Below are 14,288 nucleotides of genomic sequence, written 5' to 3' on the forward strand. Positions count from 1 at the left end.
GTCGAGCCGGTTGCGCCCGTTGCTCCGGTATCGCCGGTGGCGCCAGTCGCACCCGTGGCTCCGGTCGCACCTGTGGCGCCGGTTGCTCCGGTTGCGCCCGTTGCTCCGGTATCGCCCGTGGCGCCGGTCGCACCTGTGGCGCCGGTTGCTCCGGTCGAGCCGGTTGCGCCCGTTGCTCCGGTATCGCCGGTGGCGCCAGTCGCACCCGTGGCTCCGGTCGCACCTGTGGCACCGGTTGCTCCGGTCGCGCCGGTCGAGCCGGTGGCGCCTGTAGCTCCGGTCGCGCCCGTCGAGCCCGTTGCTCCGGTATCGCCCGTTGCGCCTGTTGCTCCAGTCGAGCCTGTATCACCCGTGGCGCCGGTCGCACCAGTAGCGCCGGTCGCACCTGTGGCGCCGGTTGCTCCAGTCGAGCCCGTTGCTCCGGTATCACCCGTGGCGCCAGTCGCGCCTGTCGCGCCGGTTGCTCCGGTTGCGCCAGTCGAGCCCGTTGCTCCGGTATCACCCGTGGCGCCAGTCGCGCCTGTCGCGCCGGTTGCTCCGGTCGCGCCTGTCGAGCCCGTTGCTCCGGTATCGCCCGTTGCGCCGGTTGCTCCGGTCGCGCCAGTCGCACCGGTCGAACCCGTTGCTCCGGTATCACCCGTTGCTCCAGTCGAGCCGGTCGCGCCAGTGGCGCCGGTTGCTCCAGTATCGCCGGTCGCGCCGGTCGCACCTGTGGCGCCGGTTGCTCCGGTCGCGCCCGTCGCGCCGGTGGCGCCCGTCGCGCCGGTGGCGCCCGTTGCTCCGGTATCGCCGGTGGCGCCGGTCGCACCTGTGGCACCTGTGGCACCGGTTGCTCCGGTCGCACCCGTCGAGCCGGTTGCTCCGGTATCACCCGTGGCGCCAGTCGCACCTGTGGCGCCGGTTGCTCCGGTCGCACCTGTCGAGCCGGTCGCGCCTGTTGCTCCGGTATCGCCGGTAGCGCCTGTCGCTCCAGTTGCACCTGTCGAGCCGGTGGCGCCCGTTGCTCCGGTATCACCCGTGGCGCCAGTCGCGCCTGTGGCGCCTGTAGCTCCGGTCGCGCCGGTCGCGCCCGTCGAGCCCGTTGCTCCGGTATCGCCGGTGGCGCCGGTCGCACCTGTGGCGCCGGTTGCTCCGGTATCGCCGGTGGCGCCCGTAGCGCCAGTCGCACCCGTACCGCCTGTAGCGCCAGTGGCGCCGGTATCACCGGTGGCGCCAGTCGCGCCTGTGGCGCCGGTTGCACCTGTATCGCCGGTGGAGCCGGTAGCGCCTGTTGCTCCGGTCGCGCCAGTCGAGCCCGTGGCTCCAGTATCACCCGTAGCGCCAGTCGCACCTGTAGCACCGGTCGCGCCAGTTGCTCCGGTGGCGCCCGTTCCACCCGTGGCGCCCGTCGCACCCGCGCCGGTTGCGCCCGTGGCGCCCGTTGCTCCGGTGGCGCCCGTCGCGCCTGTTGCACCCGCGCCGGTTGCGCCCGTGGCGCCTGTTGCTCCGGTGGCGCCGGTCGCGCCCGTTGCACCCGCGCCCGTGGCGCCGGTCGCACCCGTGGGGCCGGTCGCGCCAGCCGGGCCGGTCGGGCCTACTTGACTCGTGACGGCGAGACTGCCCCCATTGAATGTATCGCCATTGTCACCATTGTTACCAGCGTCGGTCGCAAAATTGTAAGTATTACCGGCGGCAGGCGTTAGCGTACCGTATAGCTCGAAGCCGCTGGTGTAAATTTGATAAGTATGGGTTGTATCAGGTACTGTAATAGTTATTGCAAAATTGAACGCCACTCCATTGTTCGACTGAGGAAGAACGAAACTTCCAACAATGGTATCTGGATTGGCAGTAGTATCAATAAGATAAAACGTATTTATGCTTTTACTGTTGCCATCGGCTACAGTGCCGGTAAGCGTCAGATTACCCGCCACCAGGAGCCCGATGTAACTTGCTACGCCAACTGGGGTCAGCGGCGGCAGGGGCGCCGACGCGCCCGCACGTGCGGGTAGTTCCCACGCACCGCCCAGGACTGCCGCACCGACAAGCGAACTGGACGCGCAGACATCCACGCCGACGGCCGCTTCCAAAGCGTCGACGAACGCATCGCCCGCCTTTCCCAGCGCCGTCTCGCAGCTCCATAGCCGCAGTTCACCGTCCGCAGCGAGCGCCCTGCCGATTGCGGCGAATTCCTCAGCCGCCCCCTTCAACGTCCCGACCGACCATTCTCCTGAAGCGAAAACAACCCGACCAGGTGCGCCGTGCGCGATGATGTGGACCGCGCGGAGCTCTTCGTGCCCTCTCAGCGCCGCAGCCATCTGCGCCGCCGGCGCTTGACGGCCATCGAGCAGGATAGCCTGGACCCCCGGCCGGACGTTGCTCAGAACAGTCTCGAGATCGGAGATCGAAGGATCCACAAAGAGAATTTCAGAGGCACGGGCCATGACTGGCTCCTGTTCGCTTCCAATTCATTTCAAAAGGGAAACCGCCCACCGGCTTAGTCGGCGAGCGGCGCGGAAACGGCGCTTGGCCGCGGTCATCTTCCGGACGGCCCGACGGCGCCGCTTGGGCGGCCAACGAGGGGGGCCTCCACGCGGAGGAAACCGGAGGCTTGGAAATTCCCGCCATCGTCAAATGTCCCGATCGCGAGAGAGCCGGCGGTGCTCGGAACCTTCACGGTTATTGCGACAGCGTGGCTTCGCTTGACGGCGGCGGGAAGAATGACCTGGCCGACGATCGCGTTCTTGGCGGCATCCAGAATGAAATAGGTTATATGCTCGGTCGCGTCGCCGATGGGCAAAACGCCCCTAACGGTCACGTCCATTGCAGTAGACGAAGTTGCGTAGGTCATCATGCACTCCCCGATTAGCGGCGGCTGATGCCGCGGCTTCTCCTGCTTGACACTTGATTTTCAATCACCGCAGTGCTGCCCCCGACCCGACGGGCTTGGCCGCAAGGCCGCACGAAAGCTCGCGCGCGAAGACGTGATGGGCTGCAGCCTTTGCTCCAGACGACTCCTGGTCCGATCGGCCGGCAACAAGTCGCAGACGGCGCCGTTCGCCGACGGCACTCGGTTTGAACAGCTCTGTTGAGATTTGGTTTGGATGCGGGGCACGGGAGCCAATCCGCCGCACCTTGCAGCAACAAATTTCCCGCCGGCGCATAGATGGGCACGGGCTGCGCCGCTCAGTTGCGGATAGGTTTGAAGTTTGTCGAAGCGGCGGGCTTCAAACTCCCTGGGAAACGCACGTGACATCACGTGATACACGATCCACTCCCGTCACAGCCGACGCCGATCTCTTGGCGAAAACTCGCGAGAGAGCTCCGGAGTGGAAAAACCCGTTCGACCCGAACAAAAAAGACAAACGCTCACTCGGCCGCGCGCTCACCAACGCACGTGCCTTAGTCGTCCGCGACTTTGGCCTTGCTACTCCGGAACCCTCTGGCTTGACTCCCCTACGACTTCCGCAGAATGCCAGCTACCCACGACCTGTGGGCCCCCCCTCACAGCAGCAAATTAGTAAATTTGAAAATTAGCGATCTGTAAACTATGGAAGCGACTAAACCGGCCTACCTCTAAAGTATTAGGTCGGGAAATATTACAAACCGCAACTCTAGAAAATATTTTTGAAATCCATACCTTAACCCTCACCCGGGAACTTGCGTCAAACCCAGAAACGTGATCGGGATCGAGCTCCCGCTATCCCATTTCGGGGTGGCGATGGGGTCGACGCCAAGCACCGCTTCGTCGATCTTGACGTCGCTCGGCAAATGGCGGTGAAGTGAGCGGAGATCGTCTGAGGACCTTGGCCGCTCCGGTGGCGGGACAAGTAGACAATAGGAGCTTCGAGACGGCTCCGCGAATTCATCCGCGGCACGCAGAGAATGGCATTGCTTGAACGTCGCGCAACGTCAGAGCGAGAGATGGCAATTTCACGGATGACCACTGGCAAGCGACTTTGCCTGAACATGATCGTCAAGAACGAGATGGCGAACCTGCAGCGCTGTCTGGGGGCGGTTGTCGACCACATCGACTGCTGGGTCATCGGCGACACCGGGTCGACCGACGGGACCCAGGATTACATCAGGGCTTTCTTCGCCGATCGCGACCTGCCCGGCGAGTTGCATCAGTTCCCTTTCGAAAATTTCGAGCAGGCCCGCAACGCCGCGCTCGATCATGCGTATGCTTCGCCGCTCGTCTATGATTATCTGCTTTTTGACGACGCCGACATGGAGTTGGTCGTCGAGGACGCGGGCTTCCGAGCGCAGCTCGACTGTCCCGGCTATCGGCTGCTCCAGCGATCCGGTTCCGACCTCGCCTATTGGAACACCCGCATCGTCAGGCGCGATGCCGGCGCCCGCTACCGTGGCGTGACGCATGAATATCTCGACGTTCCCGGCGACGTGAAGGAACTGCAGGGCGTTTGGTACAAGGACCACGCCACCGGATCGAACCGCGTCGACAAGTTCGAGCGCGACATCAAGCTCCTGCTGGAGGCGCTGGAGAAAGACCCGGAGAACCACCGATACTGGTTTTACCTGGCGCAGTCCTACCGCGACGCCGGACGCACGGCCGAGGCGGCGGTGGCCTACGCCAAACGCGCGGCGATGGGCGGCTGGGACGAGGAAGCATGGAACGCCCGGCTGCAGGAGGCGCGCTGCCTAAGAAAGCTCGGGGACGACGCAGGCTTCATTCGCCAGGCGCTTGCTGCCTTCAATCAGCGCCCGCAACGTACCGAACCCCTCTACGACCTCGCGCGGTTCCATCGCGAGAAGGGGATGAATGACGCCAGCGTGCTGTTTTCGGAAGCCGGTCTGGCGATCAGGAAACCGGAGCAAGACATCCTGTTTCTCGAGGATTTCATCTACACGACGGGCCTTCGCGAGGAATACGCGATCGCGGCAAACTACGCCAGCGATCCATTGCGCAAGGACCGCGGGTTCGCAGTGTGCAATTGGCTGGCGCTGAGCCGCAGCATCGCCGACGGTTCCCGCGATCTGGCGCGCTCCAACCTGTTCTTCTACATCGAGCCCGCCAAGACGATGATGCCATCGTTCACTGCTCAACCGGTCGGCTTCGTGCCGCCCGACGGCTATCGGCTCTCAAACCCCTCCGTGGCTCGCTGGGACAACCAGATCGTAGTGCTGCAGGGGGCCATCACCTTGGCGGAGGCGGAAGAGAACCTCCGGGCTCGAGCGCCGGATCGAGCGGCGGTGCACACACGCAATTTCTTGCTGCGCATCGACAGCGAATTCGGGATCGCGTCGGCCGACGAGATTTCACAGCCGACCGACTTGCCGCGACCTGCTTACGGCTGCGGCCTCGAGGCCATGCGTCCGTTTGCCTGGGAGGGGCAATTGTGGAGCAGCGCCTATATGCGCGCGTCGGCCGCAGAAGGCGAACCAGTCATCGCGCGCATCGACCATGGCGGGCCTGCACCATACCGGATGACCGACTGGCGCGTGCTCCGGCCGATCGGTGCGAAGGTGAACGGCAACAACTGGCTCCCCCTCGTCAAGCCGGCTGGCATCGGCACCGACCGGGAGCGGCTGCAGTTCGTTTCTGTGGGTGATTCCATCCGCATTGTCGGCGATCAAGGGCAGACGATATCGGAAAAGCCGTCTTCCGTCGCTGCCGACCAGCTCAAGGGAGGCACCCAGGCGATTGCCTTCGAAGGCGGATGGCTGACACTCGCGCACGAGACGCGGGCAAGGCCGGACGGGGCTCAGCCATACTGCCAGCACCGCTTCGTCTGGTTGGACGAAACAGGCTGCTTGGCAAAGATCAGCCGGCCGTTCTTCTTCAATGAAAAGGGGGTTGAATTTGCCGCCGGCCTAGCCTGGCACCCAAAAGACGAGCGCCTGCTGATTTCGTACGGCGTCGCCGAGAGCGAAGCGTGGATCGCCGCGGTCGATGCCTCGGAGGTAAGCGCGCAGCTGGAAAGGACCGACTCTTTGTCTGCAAGCGAGGCATTCTGGAGCTCACTTGCGGCGTCGCCGGACGGTGCGACCATACAAATTGCGGCGGCTCAGCAGCGCAAAGAACCCGGCGACCTCCATCAACAAACCCGGCCTGACAGCGGACTCCCGAAGGAGGCGAGCAGGATTGTCCTCTCCGGCAATGCGAAAGGCACAGAGGAGGTCCTGCTCGAGCTGGCGCCGTTCCTTCGCTTCGCAGACTCGCCGCATGAGCGTCGCGATCAATCCTGGGCGTTCGATAGCCGGATAGCCCCCTTCCTGGACAGGGGAGATGCCGCGCTGCCTCAGATCCACTGCTTTTACGAGGTGCTTTCCGACACTGCGAAGCATCTGACCTTGATTGCCGCCACCACGTCGATGCGCGCGGCAGGCCATCCCGTGAGGGTCTGGAGCTACTCGCCGAACAAGCTTGAATTCCTCGTGCCGCTCGGCGTCGAGGTCCGCGCCGCGGATGACGTGATGCCGCGCAGCTTGTTCGAGCGAATGGTCGCCGGCTCCGAGATCCGCTATTTCAGCGACGCCTTTCGCTACGCCGTGCTTTACGAACATGGCGGGTTGTGGATGGATTGCGACGTGGTCATGCTGCGACCGTTTCCGTTCCGCGGCGATTACTTTTTCAATCTGCAATGGCGCGGCGGGCACCAAGGCCACTTCGTCTGCGGCAACGTCATCTATGCCGAAGCCTTCAGCCCCCATTTGAGAGCGCTCTACGAGATGTCAATCGAGCGCTTCTTCGGTGCAAGCGGCAAGGGGTTCGGCGAGATCGGCCCGAAACTGCTCTCCGACTACATCGCTTCGGATCAAGGCGCCGAGCTGCGCGATTGGGTCTTCGGGCCAATGTTCTTTAACGCGATCGATTGGACCGAGATAGGCGAGTTCGAAAAGCCGCTCGCCGATGTGGCTGTCTACCTGAATGATGAGCGTGTCTTCGGAACACACCTGTGGACGGCACGAAATGAGGCTCGCTCGGGCGGGGAAGGAGCGCCGCTCATCTCCTTGCTGGTCGAGCCGCTGCGGAGCTTTCCCACACTCATCGATCTTGCTGATCGCTTCAACACCGACAAGAACCGCCATACCGGCAACCGGCATGCTTACGCACGCGTCTACGAGCGGCTGCTGTCGAGCCGGAGACTTTCCATGCGGAGGCTATTAGAGATCGGCCTCTGTCGCATCGCGGCGGAAGGCGACCAGTCCGAGACGCCCTCGGTCGCGCTCTGGCAGTCCTATTTTCCTTACGCCGAGGTGATCGGTGTCGACCTGACGGATTTTTCTCAGTTCAACAATGAGAGGTTCAAGTCTTTCGTTTGCGATCAATCCAAGCTGGAGGATCTGCGCTCCGTCGCGGCGAAGCTGGAACCGGGCTCGCTTGACGTGATTATCGACGACGGCAGCCACGCCTCGTTCGACGAGCAACTGACGCTGCGCGAATTCTTCCCGCTGCTCGCAGAGGGTGGATGGTATTTCATCGAAGACCTCGACTGGCAGCCAACAGGCGAAAATCCCGGTGAAATCACACTCACCAAGCATCTCTTGCGAGAAATCCAACAGCACGGCACGGCCCGATCAATCGACCCGGTCGGTATCAGCGACCTTGCCGATCAGTTTGCCGAAATCCGGTTCTTCGACAGCCACTTCGAGCTTAGCCAGGCAAAATTGCTCGGAGGGCTAGTGGCGATCCGCAAGCGCGGAGGCGTCGGCCTTGTTCGATGAGCGTCACAGGGCGGTGCGGTCGGGTTCGGGCGAGTCCAGCCGTTCAGCGGGAGGTCGCTTAGCGACTGCGTCCAATCGCGGACCCCTTCCTTGAAGATCGCGGTCTACACCATCGCGTTGAACGAAGCCGCACATGTCGAGAGGTGGGCAAATTCGGCCGTCGGCGCCGACTATCGGATAGTCGCCGACACCGGCAGCACCGACGACACGGTATCCCGACTGATCAACGCCGGCGTTACCGTGCACCGGATCGCGGTCCGCCCATGGCGCTTCGATGACGCCCGAAATGCCGCCCTGGCACTCATCCCCGCCGACGTCGACGTGTGCTGCACGATGGACATGGACCGTTTCCTCGAGCCCGGCTGGCGCCCCAAGCTGGAGGCGGCCTGGAGACCCGAAACGACAGCCCTCTATTGCCAGACGATCTATAGAGCGAGTGTCGACGACCCCAGACCGTTGCGGCAATGGGCCACCAAGAATTTTCACCATCGCTGGGGATATCGCTTCAAGCGCCCCGTCCATGAGGCCCTCGTCTTCACCGGAGAAAGGGAGGTGGTCACGACCAGCAACGACCTGGTCATGTTCGAGGTGCAGGACCTGGCCAAGCCAACCAGGAGCAGCTACCTGCCTCTGATGGAGGTTGCCTACAAGGAAGATCCCGACGACGCACAGATGTGTTTCTGGCTCGGGCGGGACCTGATGTGGGCCAACCGGCCCGACGAGGCCGTTCAATTGCTTGAGCGCTACCTTGGCTTGCCGACAAGCACCTGGGGCGAGGAACGGTCAGAAGCGATGCGCTACATCGCACGCATGATGCCGGACCAGAGATTGGTGTGGTTGGACAAAGCGCGAATGGAAGCGCCGCATCGGCGCGAGATCTGGGCCGACCTTGCGGAGGAACTCCACGGCAGGGCCGACTGGTTGAATCTGTTCTGGGCGTGCAGCAACGGAATCGAAAACACCCGTCGCACCGGAAGCTATCTCGATGACCCGAACTGCTGGGGCTTTCGGCTGTTTGATCTGGGCGCCATCGCCTCATGGCACCTGAATGCGATGGACCGTGCTGTGGAATGGGGGCAGATGGCGCTCGAGCTTGACCCGGGCAATGAGCGTCTCAGGAACAACCTCGATTTCTTCATTCGGCGCCGGCACGAAGATCGAGCAGCGCCGCTCGGCGAAGAAGGTGTTCGGTGAAGGCTATCGGTTGCCTGATGGGACGGACTGGCCGACTGCGGTCAACGCCAGCCTGTCGCTCACGTATTGATCCGTACCGATTCCTCCGGCCGTTCGTCACTGATGACAAGCGGTGGCAAGCACACATAGGCTTTGAGCGAGGGCATCACGCCCGCCATGATGCAATCGATGCCTGCATTGTTCAGCCTTAGGCCGAAGCCTGCAAAATCCACGATCATCGGCCGTATCGGAAGGCACCACTCCAACAGCGCGCGCGCGCCACGTGGCGAGACGGAGTAACAAACCGTGCCGAGCAGATAGCGCGCTCGAAGCAGAGCAGGTTCGATTTCCGCCTCCTGGAAGTCAGCAATATGCGTCATGACTTCGCCCGGAAAGAACTCCAGCCTGGCACCGGTTCCGCCAGGAAGGGCATCTAGCCAGGCATAGCATCGCAGACTTGCACTCCACAGGATGAAATCCCAATCGGCCGGGATGTTCGCCAAGAGCGCGTTCGTATGTCGTTCGAACTCGCGAGAGAAGATCGCATCATCTTCGGCAACCGTTATCACCTTGTGCCGACCGACGGCCTCTCTCCAAAGCGTCACGTGCGAGATGGCGCAGCCCAGACTCCCAGGCGCATACTCCAAATCCGAACTGATAACCCTACGCTCTATCAGCTTGTCGCGGTCGATGGATTTTCCGTCAAATCCGGAGAACCTCCGGACTTCCGGCAGGTGCGAGTTCAACTTGCGAAATTTATCCAGCCGCCCGACACTTCGATCGAGATTGATTACATAAATCTCCGACATGACGCTTTTAGCCCCATTTTGGCGATGGTTCGTCCATTCACTCACTTTGCATCGAGCGAACCAGCTTGCGCCCCGGCCTCCACTTGAGAGAACTTCAAGTCTAGCCGGATCGGTGGTAGCTGGCGAGACGGCTTGGACCAGGCATTCGAACTTTTGGAGGATTTGCGTCCGCCAACTGGAGAGGCTATGAGGCGCCGAGATTTGGCGGTTGGCATCATCGTTGCGGCAGCATCGGCTACCGCAATGGCAAAGTTTTCGGCCATCCTGGACCCGGGCTATGCAGCTATGCCATCCCCCCGGAATAAGACACCCGCGACGCTTCTATCCGCCCCACTCGAACTCGCGGGCAATTGGGGCCGCATGCTCCCGCAAGCGGCAGAACAGGTCGTTGAAAAGGCGCGGCGCGCCTGCCTAGACGGCATCCGACTGCTGTCTGATCGCCAGCCGGCAAGGCTCCGCGTCGACCGCCATGGCACCGGACAGCCGGCGATCTGGCTGCATCCCGACGGCAGCAGTATGGCCTGGATCATTGTCGACATCGGCGAACGGGACTGGTCGAAGCTTGCCTACCAGTTCGGCCATGAACTCGGCCATGTGCTTGCCAACAGCTGGCAGGCCGATGCGAAGCCGGCACCGCCTTGCCAATGGCTGGAGGAAGCCATGGTGGAGGCCTTCTCGCTGCGAGGCCTGGGACGCCTAGCGAAAGACTGGAAACAGGACCCGCCTTTCGCAGGTGACAACGCTTTCGGCGATGCCATTGCCGAATATCGCGAGAACGTCATCAAACGCTATACCGCGCTCGCCGACAGCCAGGGGCTAACCCGAAATGCTGCGACGTGGTTCGCCGACCACCGAAACGAGATCGAAATTCCAGGTCTCAATCCGTTCGCGCAAGCAATGTGCCCGACTATTCTCGCAGAATACGAACAGGTTCCCGATTGCGTTGAGGCGCTGGGCGCGCTCAACCGCTGGCCTGGCCGCAGCGGGGTTCCAATCGCCGAATATCTCCGCCGATGGAAAAAGAGCTGTACCGAATTGCACGCCTCGCCGCACCTGCCGGTCCGACTCCAGCAATTGTTGCATGTTACCCGGGAGCGACGCTAACCAAAGCTCGGCAATGTGGCGGGAATCTTGTGATCGGACACATACGGGGGCCTGCGCGGACGCTACGGGTTTCCAACAAAACAGGGTCCAGAACGCCCAAGCCGGCAGTTGGTCAGCGGCCGTCCGTATGTCGTGGCTGATGTGGAAGGGATTGTTGCTTGGCAGCGTCCGGATCGGTCTCCTTCGCCTTCGGCTCGGAGTGTCGCCGACCATATACAAGCCTGAACACAATCGCGAGATAGCCGACCTGCAACAGAAGCGCGGCTAGGAGGCTCCAGGCAATGCTCATCCAGACGGACCCCGTGGCCTCATAGGCCCAGGTTCCGACTACGCTCGACGTGATCAGCATTCCGACCAGAAACTGAGGAAAGTACATCTCCCCAATCCTGCTTCCAGGCACTCGAGGCGAAAATTTCACTATTTTAGCAATCGAGCAAGTACCGCCATCTGTACCAATTTCGACGCAGCACCGAGTTTCTCATTCGAGCAGCTCGGTAACGGAAGACGCTGGAACGTCAGGTCGAAAGCTTGGAGGATGACGTGTTCCTAGGAGAATTCCGAGTTGGAAGGCGAGCGGATGTCCGGCGGGGTGGCGATATCAAACAAGGTCGCCAGCGCGTACACACCCGCCGGGGAGTGAGCGACTGACGAAGTTGTGGGGACTTTGCGTGGGCCTTTCTGCACCGATTCCTGCCGCAGTACGCCGTTCGTTTCGCTTTTCCATTTTCTCCCCCGAAACGAAGACGTAAGGCTTACCCGCGAACCCGCCATTAGAAGGACGCAAAAAGGCGGACCAGGGAATATCGGGTTCGACAAACTATCCGAGGCAATCTCGGCTGGCGTTTATGCTGAGGCTCGGCAAACAGAACAGTGCGCTTTTTTCGCCGCTCGCTCAATTAGCTCAATGGGCTTTAGCTCGATCAGATTACCATGTCGCCTCCCCAAAGTGCAGTGGGTTGGGCGAAGGACATGCACCAAAAGAAGGACTTGATGCATGTCGCGCAAACTTGTGCAGCGGTTTTTCGGAAAAGACATGCACAAAACAAAGACTTAAAAGCGTAATTCTCGATCCATTTCGCCGCGATGCGCTCTAGCCGGCAGCAGCCTATGTTGTTTTTTTCACAGTCAGCGACACGTTTTTGTTACATTAAGATGCAACCTTAATCTCTGGGTGGCCAAGGTAATCGGAGATGACATACAAGTCGGTTCAGGAAACCCTCCGTGCAGCTCGAATCGTCATAAGCAAGAAAGGCGATGCCCACCGCATAAACTTCTTCGGCGGCCTGGAGGACACCGCGCACTATACCACGAGCCTCAAGGAGGCGCTGGAACGGGGCCTTGCGATGGCCAGACCGCAGCGTTCGTAGCCAGCGCCGTCGATTGGTAGCTGTGTTCCGTTGCGGCGAGCGGCTTGATCGCCTGGTCAATTCAGGCGAGATGCGCAGCGAACCGACTCTACGAGGCTAAGAAGTTCATCCCAGTAGGGCGAAATGTCGAGGCCGAGACCAGCGCCGTAGGACAGCAGAGAGAACTGTTGCGCCAGTTCATCCTGCAGACGCCGGGCTTCATCCGGATCAGAGATGGAAATGGTAGCCATAGCGGCCAGATCGCGGCACCTGGCATCGGTTTCCAAACCGGGACCGCCAACAATCACGCCGAGTTCGAACATCATCGATATGAGTCGCACAAGCCCCCTCCGGCGATCTGCGCAACACAAGTGGCCGAGAATCAATCACGATTGATCAGAAATGGGAAGCCCATTTCGGGGAATCCCACACCGCAAATCAACTCCCGTGGAAACGACGTTTTTCCTGAGGAGTACTGTACCAGAAAGTCGTGATCGCAATAGAAGGCGGCCGGGCAAGGTAGGCCTGCGACGTCACGGATCGCTCTGCTTTGCCGGAAGGCGCTTTTCAGCGCTGTTGCGCTGGAGGCTCGCCGCTGGAAGTTCCTCCAGGCACGGACAGAATGGACCGAGGCTCGATGTCGCCGCGTCCCGGGCAGATCGACGGGCGAATGGGCTGAAGTGGATGGGCGCCCGGGCGGACGCCCATCCAACCTCGTCATGACATGAACGCGGGCGTAACTTAGCCGCCACCACCGGAGCTGCCCGATCCGCCACTGCCGCCGGAACCACCCGAGCCGCCGGAACCGCCCGAGCCCCCGCTACCGCCGGAACCGCCGGAACCGCCCGAGCCGCCGCTGCCGCCGGAACCACCGGAGCCGCCGCCAGAGCCACTGCCACCGCCGGAACCGCCTGATCCGCCGCCGCCACCGGATCCGCCACTGCCGCCGGAGCCACCGCTCCCGCCGCCATCGCCACCACCGGAGTCACCGCCACCATCACCGCCGCCGGAACCACCATCACCGCCGCCGGAACCACCATTGCCGCCGCCGGAACCCCCATTGCCGCCGCCGGAACCCCCATTGCCGCCGCCGGAACCGCCGCCCTCGCCGTCGCTGGCAAGGACGGAAGCGATGAGAGCCGTCGTGATTGGCGGGCACATTGCGATTTGTGCGCGCGTGAGGATGCTTGCGCGGTTGCTGGCGATGCAGCAAAGCGCGTAGTTGGATTCCGTCAGCGGCTGGCATTGGGCGGCCGTCATGCGCGGTCGAACATTGCTCTGTGCCGATGCCGGAAGCGTCGAATTCACCGCCATAAGGGCGGATGAGACAAGCAGAATTGCGCGAGCGCTGCTCGCGCACCTTGGGTACAGGTGCATTTCTTCCTCCTAAGAAGGGAAAAAAGGCGCTCCCGTCCCCAAACTGGGCGCTATGTCAAAGTTTCCGACCATCGGAAACAATTTGTTAAGCATACATTGTTTTAGAATCTGTGCAAACTTCTAATAGCGAGTCTTGATTTACCAAACGGCGAAGATGATCTCGGTCTATCGATCCGAGGGGATGGAACGTGATTCGTTTGGCAGCGCTCGTTGCCGCAGCCATGGCTATGGCTGGCTGCAGCGAAACCATGCAGACTTCCGGCACTGCGTCCATGATGGTCACCAAGGGTTACGCTTTCGCCCCGCCGGCCGCCCGCGGCTTCTGCGCTAGGCAGCCAAGGCTCTGCAGCCCAGGCGGACACGTCAAGCAGGTGAAGCTCACCGAAAGGCGCATGGCCGAGTTGAAGGCGGTCAACAGTTCCGTCAATGCCAGGATCATCGAACGTGACGACCCTTCCGCCGGCCTCGGCGACGATTGGCGGATACCGACAAACGCCGGCGATTGCGAGGATTTCGCGATCCTGAAGAAGAGCGAGTTCATGAAGCGCGGCTGGCCGGCTTCAGCCCTGCTGCTGACGGTCGTTACATCGGGCGGCGCGGGCCACACCGTGCTTACCGTTCGCACCGACAAGGGCGACCTGATCCTCGACAACCGAACCGACGCCGTCAGGAACTGGGCGCAGACTTCCTATCGCTATTTTGCGCGGCAATCCCAGTCCGAAAACGGCAAGTGGCTGCGGATCGATTCCTGATCGATTGTCCCCGTCGGCGCAGTGCCGCGCCTTGACCGCCGGCGCAATTTCGCGCCGCGCAG

At 61.9% G+C, this 14,288-nt stretch carries 12 protein-coding genes; 5 read left to right on the forward strand and 7 right to left on the reverse strand.

Features of this window, described 5'->3' with window-relative positions:
- The 3 genes from P9217_RS02370 to P9217_RS02380 all read right to left on the reverse strand — a co-directional run.
- A partial coding sequence (locus tag P9217_RS02370; protein WP_278088285.1) for a DUF4347 domain-containing protein occupies positions 1 to 2,420 on the reverse strand: 2,420 nt, incomplete at its 3' end.
- A 92-nt stretch (positions 2,421 to 2,512) separates the two neighbouring features.
- Positions 2,513 to 2,830, reverse strand: coding sequence for a hypothetical protein (locus P9217_RS02375; RefSeq protein WP_095826372.1), 318 nt, complete (start codon positions 2,828 to 2,830; stop codon positions 2,513 to 2,515).
- A gap of 1,079 nt (positions 2,831 to 3,909) precedes the next feature.
- Positions 3,910 to 4,356 carry a hypothetical protein gene (locus P9217_RS02380; protein WP_278086736.1) on the reverse strand — a complete coding sequence of 149 codons (447 nt, stop codon included), beginning with the start codon at positions 4,354 to 4,356 and terminating at the stop codon, positions 3,910 to 3,912.
- A gap of 24 nt (positions 4,357 to 4,380) precedes the next feature.
- On the opposite strand from P9217_RS02380, the gene P9217_RS02385 reads away from it, so the two are divergent.
- Together P9217_RS02385 and P9217_RS02390 are read left to right on the forward strand one after the other, a co-directional pair.
- On the forward strand, positions 4,381 to 7,665 hold the full coding sequence (locus tag P9217_RS02385; protein ID WP_278086735.1) for a glycosyltransferase: 3,285 nt from the start codon (positions 4,381 to 4,383) through the stop codon (positions 7,663 to 7,665).
- Between the two features lie 90 nt (positions 7,666 to 7,755).
- Positions 7,756 to 8,859, forward strand: a complete 1,104-nt coding sequence (locus P9217_RS02390) for a glycosyltransferase (RefSeq protein ID WP_067330623.1) — start codon at positions 7,756 to 7,758, stop codon at positions 8,857 to 8,859.
- Positions 8,860 to 8,918: 59 nt separating this feature from the next.
- On the opposite strand, the gene P9217_RS02395 is transcribed toward P9217_RS02390, so the two are convergent.
- The gene (locus P9217_RS02395; protein WP_095802874.1) at positions 8,919 to 9,647 is read right to left on the reverse strand and encodes a glycosyltransferase family 25 protein; all 729 of its coding nucleotides are present in this window, start codon (positions 9,645 to 9,647) and stop codon (positions 8,919 to 8,921) included.
- 132 nt (positions 9,648 to 9,779) lie between these two features.
- Here P9217_RS02395 and P9217_RS02400 point away from each other — a divergent pair, with 132 nt between their 5' ends.
- Complete coding sequence (locus P9217_RS02400) at positions 9,780 to 10,751, forward strand: hypothetical protein (RefSeq protein WP_278086734.1); 972 nt, start codon at positions 9,780 to 9,782, stop codon at positions 10,749 to 10,751.
- Between the two features lie 112 nt (positions 10,752 to 10,863).
- On the opposite strand, the gene P9217_RS02405 is transcribed toward P9217_RS02400, so the two are convergent.
- On the reverse strand, positions 10,864 to 11,127 hold the full coding sequence (locus tag P9217_RS02405; protein ID WP_095802875.1) for a hypothetical protein: 264 nt from the start codon (positions 11,125 to 11,127) through the stop codon (positions 10,864 to 10,866).
- Between the two features lie 814 nt (positions 11,128 to 11,941).
- Between P9217_RS02405 and P9217_RS02410 the strand changes: the two genes are divergently transcribed.
- Entirely contained in the window at positions 11,942 to 12,118 is a 177-nt protein-coding gene (locus tag P9217_RS02410) for a hypothetical protein (RefSeq protein ID WP_278086733.1), read from the forward strand.
- A 56-nt stretch (positions 12,119 to 12,174) separates the two neighbouring features.
- Here the strand turns inward: P9217_RS02410 and P9217_RS02415 are convergent, their stop codons facing one another.
- On the reverse strand, positions 12,175 to 12,423 hold the full coding sequence (locus tag P9217_RS02415) for a hypothetical protein (RefSeq protein ID WP_278086732.1): 249 nt from the start codon (positions 12,421 to 12,423) through the stop codon (positions 12,175 to 12,177).
- A gap of 415 nt (positions 12,424 to 12,838) precedes the next feature.
- Entirely contained in the window at positions 12,839 to 13,357 is a 519-nt protein-coding gene (locus tag P9217_RS02420) for a hypothetical protein (RefSeq protein ID WP_278086731.1), read from the reverse strand.
- Between the two features lie 365 nt (positions 13,358 to 13,722).
- Between P9217_RS02420 and P9217_RS02425 the strand changes: the two genes are divergently transcribed.
- Positions 13,723 to 14,226, forward strand: a complete 504-nt coding sequence (locus tag P9217_RS02425) for a transglutaminase-like cysteine peptidase (protein ID WP_278086964.1) — start codon at positions 13,723 to 13,725, stop codon at positions 14,224 to 14,226.
- The last annotated feature ends 62 nt before the right edge of the window (positions 14,227 to 14,288 follow it).

It is taken from the genome of Mesorhizobium sp. WSM4989 (assembly GCF_029625795.1).
Lineage (GTDB): Bacteria > Pseudomonadota > Alphaproteobacteria > Rhizobiales > Rhizobiaceae > Mesorhizobium.